Raw genomic sequence first — 16869 nt, forward strand, 5'->3', positions numbered from 1 at the left:
GGGCATGACGGACTCCATAGCTGCTATCACAGTCTTGGCGGCGCAAGGCGGACCGGTAGGCGCCGAGTTTGGTAAAGCATCTCCGATTGGCCTGCTGGTCACCGTGGCGCTCATGGCCGCGGTGCTCTACCTGGGCTGGGCGCTGCATCGCCGCTACGCGCGGCTGAATCGACGCCGGGTCTTTGCAGAAGAACACGGCCTGGACCTGTTCGATGAAGAGGCCGTGGATAAGGCAATGGCCGAAGCCGGCGTGCTGGACCGCTCAAAGAAGCACTGGCTGTAGCGGGGAGACGGTCGGGGACCGCGGACCGGAGCGTGGCCCGGGGGCGTGTGGGCGCCGCGGGGAGCCAAGGCCGCTAGACTCGGGGGCGTGAGATTTCTCCCGCGCCGCCTGCTCTATCCGCTCTATGAGGCTCGGCTGGAAAAGGAGCTCAAAGGCCTGCCGCAGCCGAAGCACGTTGCTGTCATGTGCGACGGCAATCGCAGGTGGGCGCGTGAGGCCGGCTTCGACGATGTCAGCCACGGGCACCGGGTGGGGGCGCGCAAAATCGCGGAGATGATCCGCTGGTGCCGGGATACCCAGGTGCAGGTGGTCACCGTGTATCTGCTGTCCACCGAGAACCTCAAGCGTTCCCCTGAGGAACTTCAGCTGCTGTTTTCCATCATCGGCGAGGTCGTCGATGAGCTCGCGGGCGCGGACAATGATTGCCGGGTGCGCGTTGTTGGCCACCTGGATGCGCTGCCCACTGAGCTTGCCCAGCGCATGGCGCAGGCAGAGCAGGCCACCAAGGACAATCCGGGCGTGACCGTCAACGTTGCGGTGGGCTATGGGGGACGCCAAGAGATTGTCGACGCCGTCCGCGCGCTCGTCGCCGAGAAAGTCGCCGCGGGCACTCCCGCTGAAGACCTTGAGGAAAGCGTGACGGTGGACTCTATCTCCCGGCACCTCTACACCTCCGGCCAGCCCGATCCGGACCTGGTGATCCGCACCTCAGGAGAGCAGCGGCTCAGCGGTTTTCTCCTCTGGCAGGCCGCCTACTCCGAGATCTGGTTCACGGACACGTATTGGCCGGCGTTTCGCCGCATCGACCTGCTGCGCGCGCTGCGCGAATACTCCAAGCGCTCGCGGCGCTTTGGAAAGTAGGCGGCAAGGACCGAGGACGCACACCGCGCCTAGAGCTTGCGCAACCGTACCCGATTGACCTGGTGGTTGTCCCCCTTGCGCAGCACCAGGCTGGCGCGAACCCGGGTGGGCAGGATGTTTTCCACAAGGTTCGGAAGGTTGATGGATTGCCAGATTTCGCGCGCTTCGGTGATTGCGGCGGCGTCGTCAAGCGTGGCGTAATGCCCGAAGTGCGCATCCGGCTCGCGGAACGCCGTGGACCTGAGGGTAAGAAAGCGCTGAATGTACCACGACTCGATGATGGCGGTAGGCGCGTCAACGTAGACGGAAAAATCCACCAAATCTGACACCATGAGCGTGGGGCCGGTCTGCAGGACGTTGAGGCCTTCAAGAATGAGGATGTCCGGCCGCGCCACGGTCTGCACCGCGCCGGGGACACGATCGTAGAGCTGGTGGGAATACACCGGGGCGGTGACCTCCGGCTCGCCAGACTTCACATCGGTGATAAAACGCAGCAAGGCGCGCCGATCATAGGATTCCGGGAAGCCCTTCCGGTTCATCATTCGCCGCCGCGACAGCTCGGCTGCGGGCAACAAAAAACCATCCGTGGTCACCAAATCCACCCGCGGGTGGGTGTCCCAGCGCTGGAGCAGAACCTGAAGCAACCGGGCGGTGGTGGACTTGCCCACCGCCACGGACCCGGCGACCGCGATGATAAACGGCACGTGCTGCGGCTGGGAGTTTAAAAAGGTGTCCGTCGCAGAGGTCAACTGCTGGCGGGCCGAGACCTGGAGGTGGATCAGTCGGCTCAGCGGCAGGTAGACCTCCGCGACCTCCTCAAGGTCAATGTTTTCGCCGATGCCGCGCAGGGCAACAACTTCTTCTTCCGTCAGTACCTGGGGCATCGACTGGCGCAGCGTGCGCCACTGGGTGCGGTCAAATTCCAGGTAAGGGGTGCTGGGCATGGCACCATTGTGCCCTCGCGGGGGATGCATGCCAGGCACTGGGAGGCCTGAGCGCCCCCACAACGGACCCACGCGCCCTGCCTGTGAGCGCGCCGCGGGGAGAGTAACCACACAAAATCCCTGTCCGGGGCCGGTAGTATCTTCGGTGATGCTTGGCCGGCACAATCGCGAAGCGCGGGTACACACGCGTGCCGGGTCCACAGCATGGACAGCCTGTGTGCGGCCACGGCCGCCCCGGAAGACCGGAAGAAAGGAATCACATGAGTTCTGACCTGAGAACGCAGTCGCTCGCCGAGCTGGACCCGGAGGTCAGCCAGGCTATCGCGGGAGAGCTGACCCGTCAGCGCGAGACCCTGGAAATGATCGCCTCAGAAAACTTCGTGCCACGGGCGGTGTTGCAGGCTCAGGGCTCCGTACTGACCAACAAGTACGCGGAAGGCTACCCGGGGCGGCGCTACTACGGCGGCTGCGAAAACGTTGACGTCATCGAGGACCTCGCCCGCGAGCGCGCGAAATCCCTATTCGGGGCCGAATACGTCAACGTCCAGCCGCACTCCGGGGCGCAGGCCAACGCCGCGGTGCTCCACGCTGCGGCGCGCCCCGGCGACACCATCATGGGGCTGTCCCTGGCACACGGCGGCCACCTTACCCACGGCATGAAGATCAACTTCTCCGGTCGCCTGTACAACGTGGTGGCCTATGAGGTGGATCCGCAGACCATGCGCGTGGACATGGATAAGGTCCGTCAGCTGGCCCTGGAGCATCGCCCGAAGGTCATCATCGCCGGCTGGTCGGCCTACCCGCGGACCTTGGACTTCAGCGCGTTCCGGGCCATCGCAGATGAGGTCGGCGCCGTCCTGTGGGTGGACATGGCCCACTTTGCGGGCCTGGTCGCCGCCGGCCTGCACCCCTCCCCGGTGCCGCACGCGCAGATCGTGTCCACCACGGTGCACAAGACGCTGGGTGGGCCGCGCTCGGGCATGATCCTTGCCACCCAGGATTGGGCTAAGAAGCTCAACTCTGCGGTATTCCCGGGCCAGCAGGGCGGCCCGCTCATGCACGTCATCGCCGCCAAGGCCGTGGCCTTGAAGATCGCCGCGACCCCAGAATTCAAGGAACGCCAGGAGCGCACCTTGGAGGGGGCGCGCATCCTTGCCGAGCGCCTGTCCGCCCAGGACTGCGCCGCCGCCGGCGTCGACGTGCTCACCGGCGGCACGGATGTGCACCTGGTGCTGGTGGACCTGCGCAATTCTGCCCTTGACGGGCAGCAGGCAGAAGACCTCCTGCACGCCGCGGGCATTACCGTCAACCGCAACGCCGTGCCCTTCGACCCGCGCCCGCCGATGGTGACCTCCGGGCTGCGCATCGGCACCCCGGCGTTGGCCACCCGCGGCCTGGACGCCGCCGCGTTCGCGGAGGTTGCCGATGTCATCGCCGCCGCCCTGACCGGTGGCACCAACACCGATGTGGACGCGCTGCGCGCCCGGGTGTCGGCAGTGGCACAGCAGTACCCCCTCTACGAGGGGCTGGAGGACTGGAAGCTGGCCTAGTCAGCCGACTAACGACGCCCCCCCCGCGCAGGGCGAGCCTAGGATTCCTCGGCGTCCCGCGCGGGGGTTTCTTGTTGCGGGGAGGCTTCCTGTTGCGCGGGGGCTGCTGAGTCTGCGGCGGCGAGTGCCGCGCGGGCGTGCGCGAGCCAGTCAGGCATGGTGGCGCGAAGGTCGTCGATCTGCGCGGTGGTCAGGGGCTTGTCCATGCCGGCGCGTTTGAGTGCGGCAATAGTGATGCCAAGTTTCTGCGCTACCACCGGCCGCGGGTGCGGGCCGTTGCGGCGCAGGTCGTTAAGCCACTCCGGGGGATTGGTGTGCAGCTCGCGCAGCTGGGCGTGCGTGATGGCATTGGCCTGAAAATCCTCCGGGGTAGCAGGTAGGTAGATGCCCAGTTTCTTCGCGGCGGTTTGGGGTTTCATCGCCGTGCCGGAGGGCGCGCGGTGGTCGTGGTTAGGCTCCGGGGCGGCGGGTTGGTTCTGCGCGGGTTCATTCACGTGCCTAACGGTAGCATCGAGCCCATGAGTGCACCCACCTCCATTGCTGTTGCTTTTGTTACCGGGACCAGGCCGGACAAGTGGTTTCGCCGGTACCGGGAGCGCAGCGATGTGGCCTTGGAGGCCCAGCCGGCCAGTGACGCCACGGCGCAGTTGCTGTGCGGTGCGGTCGATGTGGCTCTGACCCGGATCCCGGATCCGCGGCTTGACCCGCAGCTCTTTCACGTGGTGGTGCTCTACCGGGAAGAGCCAGGCCTGGCGGTACCGCGTGACAGCGTGGCAGGGGAGTTAGTGCGCGCGGGCGGTCAGCTCACGGCGGCTGACGTGGCAGAAGAGGTGGTGCATTATCGCCCTGACGCGACGGGACCAGTCGACGTTGCCGCGGTGCGCATGGGCTTAGACGTCGTGGCAGCAGGGGTGGGAATTGTTCTTGCGCCGCGGCCACTTATTCAGGTGTTGTCGCACCGCGGTGTAGTTGATACGCCCTGGCAGCCAGCTGAAAAGGAAATATGCGATTCGGCGGATGCAAGTAAGGCGCCTGATGCGGGTGATGGAGGGCAAGATACTGCGGTGGTGTTGGCATGGCGGAAGTCAGATGATTGTGCTGCCATCCAGGATCTGGTGGGAATTGCGCGGGGGAGAACGGCTGCCTCTTCGCGCACTGGTGCGGGAAGAAATGGCGCCCAAAGCACAGCCGCCGAGAAGACCGCGGCACAGCACAATGGTGGTAAACAAAATGGGGCGAAAGCAAAGAGTGCACAGACCGGACAACGGTCACAGGGCGGCAAGAAAGGCGGCGCAGTTTCGGGGCGGGGCCGCGGCGGACAGGGGCAGCGGGGGCGCCACAAGCCTGTGGCTAAGGGCACACGCCGCAAAAAGCGCCGTTAGATGTGGCAAAGGTTATCAAACTTGTCGGGTTGGATCATCGACGCGGCTGGGCAATGTGGTTACAATTTAATAGGTAAGCACCGCACGTTAATAGAAAGGCTTTTTTGTCATGACCTACAAGAAGCTCATTGCTCCCGTTGCTGCCGCGGCTCTTGCCTTCGGGCTCGTCGCCTGCTCCGGGGATGACGCGAAGGATTCCGCCACGAAGGCCACTGACACCGTGTCCTCCGCTGCCGCCCAGGCCTCTTCTGCCGTGACGGCTCCGGGCGCCGACAACTCGGCTGCCCCCTCCGAGGGCGCTGAGGGTGCCCAGGGTGCTGAAGGCGCCGAAGGCGCCCAGGCAGAGATGGTTGACGTTGCCACCGCCGACGGCCAGACCGTCCAGGTTCCCGCCGCCATCCAGTCCGCCGCCCAGCAGAACCCGGTGGCCTACACCTCGCTGCTGTCGGTGCAGAAGGGCCCGCAGGGCGAGTTCCTGGCGGAGTACCCGAACATGGAGTACATCGCCTACACCGCGCAGACCGGCGCACAGCCGATCCGCGGCTCCATCAGCGAGGTCTGGATCGGCCAGGGCGGCTTCAACTCCCCGCTGGGTGCCCCGGTTGCTGAGGAGACCGTGCTACCCAACAACGCCGGCTGGTCGCAGAACTTCGCCCACGGCGTGATCAACTGGACCAAGGATGCCGCCGGCCAGTACCAGGCTGACATCCAGGCCAGCTAAGCGCTGCGGCACTGCGGCGCTGCGGTACCACGGCAGCGTGAGGGCGTGGGAAGGATTTCATTCCGCGTTCATCTTTCACCCATGTAAGTTCCACATTGCGGCGTTAGCCTCAGGGCTGTGACGCGCTATGACCGTGATGTTGCCGCACTGGCGGCGGCCCGTTTCCCCTTGTGGGGTGCGGGCCGCCGCCTTTTTTGTGCGGTCGGCCCGGTGCGCGCACATGACGTGTCCCTGTTTCCCAAGAAGAAGGATCCGCAGATCATCATGCGTACTGCAACTTCTGCTTCTCCCGCTGTCCATTCGAGCTTTTCCCCTGCGCTGCCGGGCGTGCGAACCTGTGTGGTGGATACCTCGGTGTTGTTGTCTGATCCGTTTTGTTTGAGCAAGTTCGGCCCTCATGATGTGGTGGTTCCGCTGCCGGTAATTTCGGAGCTGGAGGCCAAGCGCCATCATCCGGAGTTGGGGTGGTGTGCGCGTGAGGCATTGCGCGCCCTGGAGGGATTTCGGGCCACGTTTGACCGCCTGGATGAGCCTTTTCCGGTGAATGTGGAGGGCGGCACGGTGCGCGTGGAATTGGTGTCCGCGACCGGGGATGACGCGGTGCTGAACTGTGCGTTGGATTTGCGCGATGAGGGCTGCGATGTGGTGGTGGTGTCTAAGGACATTCCGCTGCGGGTGCGCGCCGGGTCATGTGGTGTGGATGCTGATGAATATCGCGCGCAAGACGTGGTATTCACCGGCTATTCCGGGATGGTGGATCTGTGCGACGAGCAGGTTCCGGTGGGGCTTATCGACGCCCTCTATGCCCACCACCGCGTCGATCTCCCGGAAGCCTTAGCCGACACTCCCATCCATTGTGGGGTGCGCGTGCACAGCAATGGGCAGTCCGCGTTGGCGCGCGTGGGGCACAAGGAGCTGGTCGCTGTGGATGGGCAGCGCCAGGCCTTTGGGCTGCGCGGTCGCTCAGCCCAGCAGCGTTTGGCGTTGGACCTGTTGGCGGATCCTGGCGTGGGGATCGTTTCCTTGGGCGGTAAGGCGGGAACGGGCAAATCGGCCTTGGCGTTGTGTGCGGGCCTGGAGGCGGTTATGGAGCGCGGGGAGCAGGACAGGATCCTGGTTTTTCGCCCCTTGTACGCCGTGGGCGGGCAATCGTTGGGGTACCTGCCGGGCAGCGAAGATGAGAAGATGAACCCGTGGGCCCAGGCGGTGTTCGACACGCTGGGCGGGCTGGTATCCAGCAATGTCATGGAGGAGGTTGCGGCCCGGAACCTGCTGGAGGTCTTGCCGCTGACGCATATTCGGGGACGGACTTTGCATGGTGCGTTTGTCATTGTGGATGAGGCGCAGTCCTTGGAGCGCACGGTGTTGCTGACGGTGCTTTCTCGGCTGGGGGAGGGCTCGAAGGTGGTGCTGACCCATGATGTGGCGCAGCGGGATAACTTGCGGGTGGGCCGCCACGACGGGGTGCAGGCGGTGATTGAGAAGCTGAAGGGGCATGAACTTTTCGCCCACGTGACGTTGCAGCGCTCGGAACGCTCCGCGATAGCGGAGCTGGTCACAAGCCTGTTGGAGGGGGAATAGTTGCGGGATTCGGCGCGAGCAAGAATGATCGGCGATATGCCAGAAGCAACGTTTCTTATCAGGCCTTTGGAAGAGGCAGATTTCCCGCAGGTGCAGCGCATCTATGAGCGTGGCCTAGACACTGGGCACGCCACCTATGAGCGCAAGGCGCCGACCTGGGAAAAGTTCACCCGATCCAAGATCCAGGGCACGGCGTTCGTGGCGGTGGAAAAGGATGACCCTTCGGTGGTGCTGGGGTGGGTCTCCGGGGCGCCGGTGTCTTCGCGGCAGGTGTTCAACGGGGTGATCGAGGATTCCATCTATGTTGACCCCAACGCGCAGGGGCGCGGCATCGCCGGGGGCCTGCTGGATTGGCTCATTGAGACTGCGACCCAGATGGAAAAGTGGGCCATCCATTCCTGGATCTTCCCGGAGAACACCGGGTCGGCTCAGCTGCACGCCTCCCGCGGCTTTGAAAAGGTAGGCACCTACCATCACCTGGCTAAGATGCCTTACGGGGAGATGGCGGGCCAGTGGCGTGACACGGATGTGTGGGAAAAGCTGCTGCCCAAGCCGGATATTGCTGTTGCGGATCTGCCGGAGAACTAGCGCAAGCAGCATCGAGGACAATCAAGACTGAGCACAACGTGCACACGCCCGGTCCAATCCCCCGGCAGAGACTGACCGGGGCGTGCGTGAGCCCCCGTCCACACTGCGCGCTAACGCGGTGGTGGGCGGGGGCTGACGTGTGCCAGGACGGTGCGGTTAGGAGATCGTCTCGCTGAGCTTGTCTTCACGCACGGCGATAAGTATGGCCGAGCAGATGATGGCTACGGGCATGAGCATGAAGAAGATCGGGGTGAGCGCATCGTTGTAGCTGACCTGGATGGCGGTGCGGACGGCGTCGGGAAGCTGATCGACCATCCCGGGGGTGAGGTGAGAGGTGCCTTCAGCAAACTTCTCTGCCAGCGGGCGGCCGGCCTCGCCCAGGGAGGCGAGTGCAGGCGGCAGGTTTTCTGCCATGCGGTCGCCCATGTTATCCACGAACAGCCCGCCGACGAGCGCGGCGCCCAGCGAGCCACCGATCTGCCGGAAGAAGTTGTTGGCGGCGGTGGCGGTGCCCACCATGCGCAGCGGGAAGGAGTTCTGGACAATGAGCACCAGGATCTGCATGGCGCAGCCGATGCCAAAGCCAAAGACGAACATGAACAGGCCAACCGTCACCAGGGAGCTGTCCGCCTTCAGGGTGGACAGGAGCACCATGCCCACGGCGACGATGAGCAGTCCGACGATGGGGAACCACTTGTAGCGGCCGTGGCGGGAGACCAGCTGGCCCACCACGATGGAGGTGCCCATCAGACCAACCATCATGCAGATGAGCATGAGGCCTGCATTCGTGGGCGTCATGCCGTGCACCATCTGCAGGTAGGTGGGCAGGTAAGACAAGGAGCCGAACATGAACACGCCGATGCCAAAGCCGGCGACGGTGGTGAGCACAAAGTTGCGGTTCTTAAACAGCGTCATGGGCACCAGCGGATCACTTGCGCGCAGTTCAATGAGCACGAAGGCGGCGCCGAAGACGATCGCCGCGGCAATCAGGCCCAGGATGGTGGCGCTGGTCCACGGGTATTCGTTGCCACCCCAGGTGGCAAACAGGATCAGGCAGCTGGTGGCGATGGCCATGGTCAGCGTGCCCGCCCAGTCCATGTTCAGGTGACGCTCAGCCTTGGGCAGGCGCAGCAGGTAGGCGATCGCGGCGATGGAGATCAAGCCCAGCGGGATGTTGAGGTAGAGGCCCCAACGCCAGCCGATGCCATCAGTAAACCAACCGCCCAGCACCGGGCCCAGCACCGAAGACACGCCGAACACTGAGCCCATCAGCCCCATGTACTTGCCGCGTTCGCGGGCGGTGGTCACCTCCGCGGTGATGGCCTGAGACAGGATCATCATGCCGCCGCCGGCAACACCCTGGATAACGCGGGCGGCGATGAGCACCGCCATGGAGTGAGTGGAGCCGCCGAGGGCGGAGCCCACCACGAACAGGGCGTTGGCAAAGATGAACAGGCCCTTGCGGCCCAGCTGGTCGCCCAGCTTGCCAAAGATAGGCAGGGAGATGGTCTGCCCGAGCAGGAAGCCGGTGATCACCCACGTCATGTGGTTGACCCCGCCGAGCTCCCCGACGATGGTGGGCAGCGCCGTGGAGAAGATCATCTGGCCCAGCGAGCTCATGAGCATAGACAGCATGAGCGTGCCGATGATCCACGGCAGGTGCCGCCGCGACTCCGCCATGGCGGGATCGGTCACCGCGGGATCGGTGGCGGCGGGGGAGTGGTGAGGTGAGGTCGGTTCGTCGGGATGTCCGACGACAGCGGTTGCTGATTCTGTCACGAAGCCGTCCTTTGTAGTTCAGTGAGATGTGTCAGTGCGGTATGGCACGAATAGCGCAGTGAGCTCAGAGTGATGCCGGTTCCCTTCATCCACAGTCGCGTTCCCAATTGGTGGGCGGTGACCAGCAAGGCAATGATGGTCAGCGCCTCCTGGGACAGCGGAATATCTGGGATTTGCCGCTGTTGCGGGTGGGCCGTGAGGTAGCTCTGCGTCAAATCCACCAGAGCCTGGTACACGGTGTGCGACTGCCCGAAGCGCCCGGCCATGAGTAGCGGGTTTTCCTGAAGGATCAGTTTGCGCCGGCGGAGCAATTCGCCGGCGTTGCTACTAGTAAGCGAGCCGCCGAGAAGGGAAGCAAACAGCAGGTCCATGAGGTCGCCCAGGAGATCGTCGTGGGAGCAGGCGAGGAATTCCTCGCATACGGCTTCATCCGGCACAGTGGCGGCCGGGCCCATGACGGCGATCTCCTTAGAGTCCACATAATTGAAGAACGTGCGCCGGGAGATCCCCACGGCCTGGTGAATGTCCTCCACGGTGACGTCCTCGTAGCCGCGTTCGAGGACCAGCCGGGTGGCGTGGTCCTCTATGGCGGCGTGAGTGCGCTGCCGTTTGCTTTCGCGCAAGGAGGGTTTCTGAGTCACGAGGGGACAATCTAGGCCTACGGTGCACTCAGTGCAAGTTTGCACCCAGTAAAGGTGATGCGGTTAACATGAGCGCTTATCGACGCCCCCGACTCACACCGCACGCACCTGCGGGTAGATACTTGTGCGCGTTGTTCGACGTTTTTTTTGGCGTCTTCAGCTTCGTCGTATTTCTTGGCCTTGGCTTTCAGTTCGTCGTATCCGGCGTACTTGGCGCGCTCGCGGGCAAGACGGGCTTCGATGATGCGGTCAAGGTCGTCTTGGGTGGCTGGCGGGGTGTAGCGGGTTTCCTGCTGGTTGTTGGCTGCGTGCTGGGTGTCAGGCTCGGCGGCCTGTGGGGCCTGCGCGGTGCGCGTGTGTGTGGTGGTGCGGGCTGCGACGTCGCCGGGGGTGGGCATGTTGGGGTTGGTCATGGGGTGTTCTCCTTGGGGGTGCAAGTTGGTGGGTGTCCACCCCACGGTTTTTAGCCCCCTAGAGCCCGGGTGGGCTGGGGGCTTGTGGTTTGTGTGTGGGGTGTGGTTCTCCTGGCAGGAGTTGAACCTGCACGTGGGCCTTTTTTAACCCCCTGGCCGCCTGTGGTGGGTGGTGGGGGTTTTCAGGAGATGTTGAGGTGGGTGGGTTAGGTGGTTACCTTCCCGGCGCGCTCGGCGTTTTGGGCGCGCAGGCGTGGGATGGTGTTAGGCAGTCCGCAGTATTCGCCGTATTTGTTCATTTCGTCTTCGATGCGGTTGATGAGGTCGTCGGGGACGGGCCAGTTGTTTTCGGCAGCGAGGAAGAGCGCGTAATCCATACCGTCCCACTCGAAACAATAGCGAGCATCGTGAAGAATTTTCCTCTTATCACTGTCCTTTATCTTATCAAAGAGGAGGAGTACTACCTCATGTGGCAGTGGATCATCCTGAAAGAAATAGTCAAATATTTCCCGTGTCAGCGGAATCTTACGGCTAGGCGCAGCCCGGAAGTGATCAAGGTCCATTTTATGCTCCATTCAATTCATTCGGGTCGAATTGAACATGCGACCTGCGGTTCTTCTCATTGACGATTACCCCGTCACCGTTGATGGGGTAGAAGGCTCTCAACTGTGGTCCTTGGCCTTCATCATAGTAGGAAAACCGGCATACTACCCGATCTCCGTTCAATGTAACGCGTCGGTGAAGGTCCCTGCGATCTCTATCCAGCAATGATGCGTCGGGGTCGTTCATGGTCAGTTCCATGGCTCTGCGGATTTCTTCGGGCCCCCAGGATGGGGGAAACTCAGTCTTACCTGGGTTGTTTTGGAGCGCAGTCAAATTCTAGGTGATTTGCACGTTTTCGGTTCCGTGTGTGCGCAACGGTGAGGGGCAAAACCGCTGACTTCGCTTTAGTGAAGTCAGCGGGGCTCTTCCAGAAAGTATGACTAGAAAAGCCAACACGTGTTTTTAATTATTGTTAAATTTCTTGCGTTCAGCATTGTGGACTCGCTCGTGCTGTGGTGTGGGAGGAGGGGGCGTCGATAAGCAACAAAGCCGAATAAACAACGCCGGCCGAGCCCGCAAATGTAGGGCCTAGCCGGCGTCGAAATTCAGCGCCTAAAGAGATTTAGGCGTCGCGGTCCGTGTTGCACATGGCCAACACGTCCAGGCGGCGGTCCAGCTCTTCCTCGGTGAGCTTATCGCCATCAACAAAGCCGAGGTCAATGACGGCCTGGCGGATGGTGATGCCCTCCTTGAGGGCGTGCTTGGCCACCTTGGCCGCGGACTCGTAGCCGATCGCAGAGTTCAGCGGGGTGACAATGGACGGGGAGGACTCCGCCTGCAGCTTCATGCGCTCGGCGTTGGGCTCGATGCCATCGACCAGCCGGTGGGCGAACACGCGGGAGGTGTTGGCCAGCAGGCGGGCGGATTCGAGGATGTTGCGCGCCATCATGGGGATGAAGACGTTGAGCTCAAACTGGCCCTGGGTGCCGCCGAAGGCAACGGCGGCGTCATTGCCAATAACCTGCGCGGCGACCTGTGTGGCCGTCTCACACAGCACGGGGTTGACCTTGCCGGGCATGATGGACGAACCCGGCTGGAGGTCCGGCAGGTGGATTTCGCCCAGGCCGGTCAGCGGGCCGGAGCCCATGAGGCGGATATCGTTGGCGATCTTGTACAGGGACACGGCGATGGTGCGCATGGCCCCGGAGAATTCCACCAGGCCGTCGCGGGCGGCCTGGGCCTCAAAGTGGTTGCGGGCCTCGCTCAGGGCGTCCACGCCGGTGAGCTTCTTCAGCTCGGCGGTGACCTTGGCACCAAAGTCTGCAGAGGTGTTCAGCCCGGTGCCGGTGGCGGTACCGCCGATGGCCAGCTCGCCCAGGCGGGGCAGCGTGGCCTCAACGCGCTCGACGCCGGCCTCGATCTGGCGTGCGTAGCCGCCGAACTCCTGGCCGAGGGTGACCGGAACGGCGTCCATGAGGTGGGTGCGCCCGGACTTGACCACATCCTTCCACTCGGTGGCCTTGGCCTGGAGGGAAGCCTGGAGCTCCTTCAGCGCGGGGATCAGGTCCGTGACGGCGGCTTCGGTGGCCGCCACGTGGGTGGCGGTGGGGAAGGTGTCATTGGAGGACTGGCCCATGTTGACGTGGTCGTTGGGGTGGACCTCCACCCCGGCCTGGGCAGCCAGGGAGGCGATGACCTCATTGGTGTTCATGTTCGAGGAGGTCCCGGAACCGGTCTGGAAGACGTCGATGGGGAACTCCGCGTCATGCTCGCCGTCGGCGATCTTCTTGGCGGCGGCGATGATGGCGTCCGCGCGCTCGGCGTCCAGTGCGCCGGAGTCCTTATTCACCTGCGCGCAGGCGGCCTTGAGCAGGCCGAGTGCCCGGATTTGGGCTGCTTCTAGTCCGCGGCCGGAGATGGGGAAGTTCTCCACGGCGCGCTGGGTTTGGGCGCGCCACAGTGCCGCAGCCGGCACCTTGACCTCCCCCATCGTGTCGTGTTCGATCCGGTATTCCTGGTCTGCCATGGCTGCTGCCTTTGCCTTCCTAGAGATGAAGAAAAACTCATGGTGGTGGGCGCCCTAGCGGCACCCACCACTCCAGTATGACTGAAATTGCGCGGCTGGAGCCGCAGGGTTACTCGGCTTCCTTCAGCGCCGAGTAGTCCACCACGGAGTAGGCCTGCAGCTTGGAGAGCTTGTGGCGCGACTCCAGGTAGCGGATGGTGCCGGACTTCGAGCGCATGATCAGGGAGCGGGTGGTGGCGCCGTCGTTGCGGTAGGTCACCCCACGCAGCATGTCACCATTGGTCACGCCGGTGGCTGCGAAGTAGCAGTTGTCTGAGCTGACAAGGTCATTGGTGGTGAGCACCCGGCCGAGCTCGTGTCCGGCGTTGATGGCCCGGGCCTGCTCCTCTTCATTGCGGGGGGCGAGGATGCCTTGGATCTCTCCGCCCATGCACTTCATGGCGCAGGCGGTGATGATGCCCTCGGGGGTGCCGCCGGTGCCCATCATTACGTCGACGGAGTTGGTCAGGTCATCCTGTGCGGCGGCGACGGCTCCGGCGACGTCGCCATCAGAAATCAGGCGCACCTTGGCGCCGGCGCGGCGGATATCCGCAATGAGCTCCTTGTGGCGGGGACGGTCCAGGACGACCACGGTGACCTGGGAGGGGTGGATGCCCTTGGCCTTGGCCACGGCGTTGATGTTGTGCTCGACGGGGGCCTCAATGTCCACGCAGCCGGCGGCCTCTGCACCGACGGCGATCTTCTTCATATAGAACACCGCCGAGGGGTCATACATGGACCCACGCTCGGCGGCGGCGATGACGGAAATGGCATTGGGGCGGCCCTCGGCCATCAGGGTGGTTCCGTCGACGGGGTCGACGGCAATATCGACGTCCGCTCCGTCGCCGTTTCCTACCTGCTCACCATTGAAGAGCATGGGGGCTTCGTCCTTTTCGCCCTCGCCGATGACCACTACGCCGCGCATGGGCACGGTGTTGATCAGGCGGCGCATGGCGTCCACGGCGGCGCCGTCGCCCTCGTTTTTCATCCCGCGGCCGACCCAGCGACCCGAGGCCAGTGCCGCGGCCTCCGTGACGCGCACCAGCTCCATGGCGAGGTTGCGGTCGGGGGCGTCGTAGTCCTCCACGAACAGCGGCTGAGAAGTGTTGTCAGACATGGAATGCATGCTCCTGGTCTTGTGTGCGGGGGTGGGTACGTCAACAACGGGTCCGGGGGCAGCTGCGCCCAGACGATTTCATTGTTGCACTTTGTGGGTTTAGCCGGGTTCGTTGACCCCGTTTGAGGGTGACACAGTGTGCTGGTGCTGGGCCGACTGCCTCAACCGGGCGTGTTTATCGCGTCATGCCATACTTGTGGGCGTGGCAAAACCAAAGATTTTCGAATCCGGACGCGACATGATGCTGTCCCTGGGGGTCATCGTCATCATGATGATCGGCGGGGTGGCGTTCACCGGCCTGTGCTCCTTTAACCCAGGCACCCCGGAAAACGGTCCGGTTCCGCAGGTAGACGCGCACTCCTTTTTGACCATGGAGGCCGCCTCCGCGGGGTTCGCCGTGCGCGAGCCTGCGCTGCCACAGGGGTGGATTACTAACTCGGCGCGCCGGGCGGCTGTGGGGCCTGCCACGGCTGCGGTGGTGGGAGTGATCACCGACCAAGAAGGGTATTTGCAGTTGTACCAGACCGGCGCGGACGTTGCTGCCACAGTGCGCGACATCGACGCCGATTTTCGCGAGCACGCGCGCAGCGTGGACGTCTCCGGCCGGAAGGTAGACATTTACGCGTCGCCGAACCATGAGGCAGACGTGCGCGACCTGTGGGTCACGGACCTTGGCGACGCCCGCATCGTGGTCACCGGGGCTGCCACCGATGAGGAGTTTTCTCAGCTGCTCGCGGCCACAATCGCAGCAAAGCCGGTGCGCTCCGGCGCCTAGGCCGGGGCCGGGACCGGCTCGTTGTGCTAGTCCTGCTGGTCGTTGTGGCCTTGCTGGTCGCGCTCGTCCTGGGACTGCGCCAGCGCGGATTCCACCTTTGCCGCCGCGGCAGCCAGCTGCTCTTCGCAGCGCTTGGCCAGCGCCTCGCCGCGCTCCCAGTAGGCAAGCGATTCGTCCAGATTCATCTGGCCCAGCTCCAGGATGCGCACCACTTCAATGAGTTCATCGCGGGCCTGCTCATAGCTGAGCTGGGAAACGGGGGTATCTTCGCCGGGAACGCCGGCGCCGATGGTATCAGGGGAAGTCATAGCTGTTCTCGCTTGTTCTAGGGGGCTTTGGTAGTAGACATGGCGGCCGCGGTGATCGAGCCGTCCGCAACACGGATGCGCAGCTGGGCGCCCGGGGGAGCTTGGGCAATGGACGTCACCACAGCGGGTCCGGAGTGGTCCCGGGGGACGACCTGGACCACGGCATAACCGCGGGCCAAGGTGGCCGAGGGGCCCAAGGAAGACACCTGCGCGCGCAGGGCCGTCACGGTCGCGGTTTCCCTTGACACCAGGGCAGCAATGCCCCTCCGGGCAGTATCGCGGGCCCGGTAGAGCTCTTCTCGACGCCGCGTAATCGGCGTCAGCGGATCCGCCAACGCCGGCCGGGACCGCAGCGCGGCAAGATGCTGCGACTCCCGACGCACCCAGCCGCTGAGCGCAGCACCAGCGCGCCCGCGCAGCTCAGCGATCAGGGCACGCTCCGCAGCAACGTCAGGAACAACCCGCTTGGCCGCATCCGTCGGCGTGGCGGCACGCAGGTCAGCAACGTTATCCAGCACCGGATTGTCCGGCTCGTGGCCAATGGCAGACACCACCGGAGTGGTGGCCGCAGCCACCGCCCGGGACAGGGCCTCCTCAGAAAAGGGCAGCAGATCCTCGACGGAGCCACCGCCGCGGGCGATGATGATGACGTCTACGTTGGCATCCGCATCCAGCGTCTCCAGCGCAGCAATCACCTCCGGCACGGCATGGGCGCCCTGGACGGCGGTGTTGATCACTCGGAAGGAAACCTCCGGCCAGCGGTCCCGCGCCACCGCGAGCACATCGCGCTCCGCGGCGGACCCGCGGCCAGTGATCAGGCCCACGCATCGTGGCAGGAACGGCAGCGGGCGCTTGCGGGCGGCGTCGAAAAGCCCCTCCGCGGCGAGCTGGCGGCGCAGCCGATCGATCTTGGCCAACAACTCGCCGACCCCGACCTGGCGGATCTCCGTGACCCACAGCGAAAAGGAACCACGCCCGGCATAAAACGCCGGCTTACCGCGCACCACCACCCGATCCCCGTTGGAGACCTCCCGGGCAAGCTGGGTAGGGCACGTCAGCTGAATAGAAGCCTCCGCCTCCGTATCGCGCAGCGTCAGATAGCTCAGCTTCCACGTGGGCTTGACGTTGACCTGCGCCAACTGGCCCTCAACCCACACCGCCCCCAGCCGTTCAATCCACCCCTTGACCAGGGAATTGACCTCACGCACCGGCAAAGGATCCGCGGGAGTGGTGACCTGCTTAGCCATACGTGATGTACCTCTCAATAGGAAGGGGAAGACAAAGCGCCGCACTCAGTCTAGGCTCATTGGGCCCCTGT

At 64.0% G+C, this 16869-nt stretch carries 18 protein-coding genes; 8 read left to right on the forward strand and 10 right to left on the reverse strand.

From position 1 onward, the window contains the following. Nucleotides 1–4: 4 nt before the first annotated feature. Both LH390_RS03875 and LH390_RS03880 read left to right on the forward strand, forming a co-directional pair. Complete coding sequence (locus tag LH390_RS03875) at nt 5–283, forward strand: hypothetical protein (protein WP_227282542.1); 279 nt, start codon at nt 5–7, stop codon at nt 281–283. Nucleotides 284–370: 87 nt separating this feature from the next. Next, nucleotides 371–1144: an isoprenyl transferase gene (locus LH390_RS03880; RefSeq protein WP_227282541.1), complete on the forward strand. Its 774-nt coding sequence runs from the start codon at nt 371–373 to the stop codon at nt 1142–1144. A 29-nt stretch (nt 1145–1173) separates the two neighbouring features. Here the strand turns inward: LH390_RS03880 and coaA are convergent, their stop codons facing one another. Next, nucleotides 1174–2118 carry a type I pantothenate kinase gene (gene coaA / locus LH390_RS03885; RefSeq protein WP_399524765.1) on the reverse strand — a complete coding sequence of 315 codons (945 nt, stop codon included), beginning with the start codon at nt 2116–2118 and terminating at the stop codon, nt 1174–1176. Between the two features lie 230 nt (nt 2119–2348). On the opposite strand from coaA, the gene glyA reads away from it, so the two are divergent. Next, on the forward strand, nt 2349–3638 hold the full coding sequence (gene glyA / locus LH390_RS03890) for a serine hydroxymethyltransferase (RefSeq protein ID WP_227282539.1): 1290 nt from the start codon (nt 2349–2351) through the stop codon (nt 3636–3638). 38 nt (nt 3639–3676) lie between these two features. Here glyA and LH390_RS03895 read toward each other — a convergent pair whose 3' ends face one another. After that, entirely contained in the window at nt 3677–4057 is a 381-nt protein-coding gene (locus tag LH390_RS03895; RefSeq protein ID WP_227282630.1) for a DUF5997 family protein, read from the reverse strand. Nucleotides 4058–4156: 99 nt separating this feature from the next. Here LH390_RS03895 and LH390_RS03900 point away from each other — a divergent pair, with 99 nt between their 5' ends. The 4 genes from LH390_RS03900 to LH390_RS03915 all read left to right on the forward strand — a co-directional run bounded on the left by LH390_RS03900 (nt 4157) and on the right by LH390_RS03915 (nt 7910). Further along, nucleotides 4157–5020 carry a LysR family transcriptional regulator substrate-binding protein gene (locus LH390_RS03900; protein WP_227282538.1) on the forward strand — a complete coding sequence of 288 codons (864 nt, stop codon included), beginning with the start codon at nt 4157–4159 and terminating at the stop codon, nt 5018–5020. A 109-nt stretch (nt 5021–5129) separates the two neighbouring features. Further along, entirely contained in the window at nt 5130–5741 is a 612-nt protein-coding gene (locus LH390_RS03905; RefSeq protein ID WP_227282537.1) for an LGFP repeat-containing protein, read from the forward strand. Between the two features lie 264 nt (nt 5742–6005). Further along, entirely contained in the window at nt 6006–7322 is a 1317-nt protein-coding gene (locus LH390_RS03910) for a PhoH family protein (protein WP_227282629.1), read from the forward strand. Nucleotides 7323–7358: 36 nt separating this feature from the next. Then, nucleotides 7359–7910 carry a GNAT family N-acetyltransferase gene (locus LH390_RS03915; RefSeq protein WP_227282536.1) on the forward strand — a complete coding sequence of 184 codons (552 nt, stop codon included), beginning with the start codon at nt 7359–7361 and terminating at the stop codon, nt 7908–7910. A 156-nt stretch (nt 7911–8066) separates the two neighbouring features. On the opposite strand, the gene LH390_RS03920 is transcribed toward LH390_RS03915, so the two are convergent. The 6 genes from LH390_RS03920 to glpX all read right to left on the reverse strand — a co-directional run bounded on the left by LH390_RS03920 (nt 8067) and on the right by glpX (nt 14468). Beyond that, entirely contained in the window at nt 8067–9590 is a 1524-nt protein-coding gene (locus LH390_RS03920; RefSeq protein WP_227282628.1) for an MDR family MFS transporter, read from the reverse strand. A 95-nt stretch (nt 9591–9685) separates the two neighbouring features. Beyond that, nucleotides 9686–10330, reverse strand: a complete 645-nt coding sequence (locus LH390_RS03925) for a TetR/AcrR family transcriptional regulator (RefSeq protein ID WP_227282535.1) — start codon at nt 10328–10330, stop codon at nt 9686–9688. Between the two features lie 17 nt (nt 10331–10347). Beyond that, nucleotides 10348–10743 carry a hypothetical protein gene (locus LH390_RS03930; protein ID WP_227282534.1) on the reverse strand — a complete coding sequence of 132 codons (396 nt, stop codon included), beginning with the start codon at nt 10741–10743 and terminating at the stop codon, nt 10348–10350. A 206-nt stretch (nt 10744–10949) separates the two neighbouring features. Next, nucleotides 10950–11306 carry a hypothetical protein gene (locus tag LH390_RS03935; RefSeq protein WP_227282533.1) on the reverse strand — a complete coding sequence of 119 codons (357 nt, stop codon included), beginning with the start codon at nt 11304–11306 and terminating at the stop codon, nt 10950–10952. Nucleotides 11307–11908: 602 nt separating this feature from the next. Continuing rightward, the gene (locus tag LH390_RS03940; protein WP_227282532.1) at nt 11909–13312 is read right to left on the reverse strand and encodes a class II fumarate hydratase; all 1404 of its coding nucleotides are present in this window, start codon (nt 13310–13312) and stop codon (nt 11909–11911) included. Between the two features lie 109 nt (nt 13313–13421). Next, complete coding sequence (gene glpX / locus LH390_RS03945; RefSeq protein ID WP_227282531.1) at nt 13422–14468, reverse strand: class II fructose-bisphosphatase; 1047 nt, start codon at nt 14466–14468, stop codon at nt 13422–13424. Nucleotides 14469–14670: 202 nt separating this feature from the next. Between glpX and LH390_RS03950 the strand changes: the two genes are divergently transcribed. Beyond that, nucleotides 14671–15243: a DUF4245 domain-containing protein gene (locus tag LH390_RS03950; RefSeq protein ID WP_227282530.1), complete on the forward strand. Its 573-nt coding sequence runs from the start codon at nt 14671–14673 to the stop codon at nt 15241–15243. 26 nt (nt 15244–15269) lie between these two features. Here the strand turns inward: LH390_RS03950 and LH390_RS03955 are convergent, their stop codons facing one another. Both LH390_RS03955 and xseA read right to left on the reverse strand, forming a co-directional pair. Continuing rightward, nucleotides 15270–15551 carry an exodeoxyribonuclease VII small subunit gene (locus tag LH390_RS03955; RefSeq protein ID WP_227282529.1) on the reverse strand — a complete coding sequence of 94 codons (282 nt, stop codon included), beginning with the start codon at nt 15549–15551 and terminating at the stop codon, nt 15270–15272. A 17-nt stretch (nt 15552–15568) separates the two neighbouring features. Beyond that, nucleotides 15569–16798 carry an exodeoxyribonuclease VII large subunit gene (gene xseA, locus LH390_RS03960; protein WP_227282528.1) on the reverse strand — a complete coding sequence of 410 codons (1230 nt, stop codon included), beginning with the start codon at nt 16796–16798 and terminating at the stop codon, nt 15569–15571. Nucleotides 16799–16869: the final 71 nt, after the last annotated feature.

Source organism: Corynebacterium uberis (assembly GCF_020616335.1).
GTDB lineage: Bacteria > Actinomycetota > Actinomycetes > Mycobacteriales > Mycobacteriaceae > Corynebacterium > Corynebacterium uberis.

What these genes read in the sequence shown, in the direction of transcription:
- xseA (WP_227282528.1), bottom strand. Translation starts at nt 16,798, where the DNA reads ATGGCTAAGCAGGTCACCACTCCCGCGGATCCTTTGCCGGTGCGTGAG.
- LH390_RS03930 (WP_227282534.1), bottom strand. Translation starts at nt 10,743, where the DNA reads ATGACCAACCCCAACATGCCCACCCCCGGCGACGTCGCAGCCCGCACC.
- LH390_RS03935 (WP_227282533.1), bottom strand. Translation starts at nt 11,306, where the DNA reads ATGGACCTTGATCACTTCCGGGCTGCGCCTAGCCGTAAGATTCCGCTG.
- LH390_RS03910 (WP_227282629.1), top strand. Translation starts at nt 6,006, where the DNA reads ATGCGTACTGCAACTTCTGCTTCTCCCGCTGTCCATTCGAGCTTTTCC.
- LH390_RS03895 (WP_227282630.1), bottom strand. Translation starts at nt 4,057, where the DNA reads ATGAAACCCCAAACCGCCGCGAAGAAACTGGGCATCTACCTACCTGCT.
- LH390_RS03875 (WP_227282542.1), top strand. Translation starts at nt 5, where the DNA reads ATGACGGACTCCATAGCTGCTATCACAGTCTTGGCGGCGCAAGGCGGA.
- LH390_RS03920 (WP_227282628.1), bottom strand. Translation starts at nt 9,590, where the DNA reads ATGGCGGAGTCGCGGCGGCACCTGCCGTGGATCATCGGCACGCTCATG.
- LH390_RS03900 (WP_227282538.1), top strand. Translation starts at nt 4,157, where the DNA reads ATGAGTGCACCCACCTCCATTGCTGTTGCTTTTGTTACCGGGACCAGG.
- glyA (WP_227282539.1), top strand. Translation starts at nt 2,349, where the DNA reads ATGAGTTCTGACCTGAGAACGCAGTCGCTCGCCGAGCTGGACCCGGAG.
- LH390_RS03940 (WP_227282532.1), bottom strand. Translation starts at nt 13,312, where the DNA reads ATGGCAGACCAGGAATACCGGATCGAACACGACACGATGGGGGAGGTC.
- coaA (WP_399524765.1), bottom strand. Translation starts at nt 2,118, where the DNA reads ATGCATCCCCCGCGAGGGCACAATGGTGCCATGCCCAGCACCCCTTAC.
- glpX (WP_227282531.1), bottom strand. Translation starts at nt 14,468, where the DNA reads ATGTCTGACAACACTTCTCAGCCGCTGTTCGTGGAGGACTACGACGCC.
- LH390_RS03915 (WP_227282536.1), top strand. Translation starts at nt 7,359, where the DNA reads ATGCCAGAAGCAACGTTTCTTATCAGGCCTTTGGAAGAGGCAGATTTC.
- LH390_RS03905 (WP_227282537.1), top strand. Translation starts at nt 5,130, where the DNA reads ATGACCTACAAGAAGCTCATTGCTCCCGTTGCTGCCGCGGCTCTTGCC.
- LH390_RS03955 (WP_227282529.1), bottom strand. Translation starts at nt 15,551, where the DNA reads ATGACTTCCCCTGATACCATCGGCGCCGGCGTTCCCGGCGAAGATACC.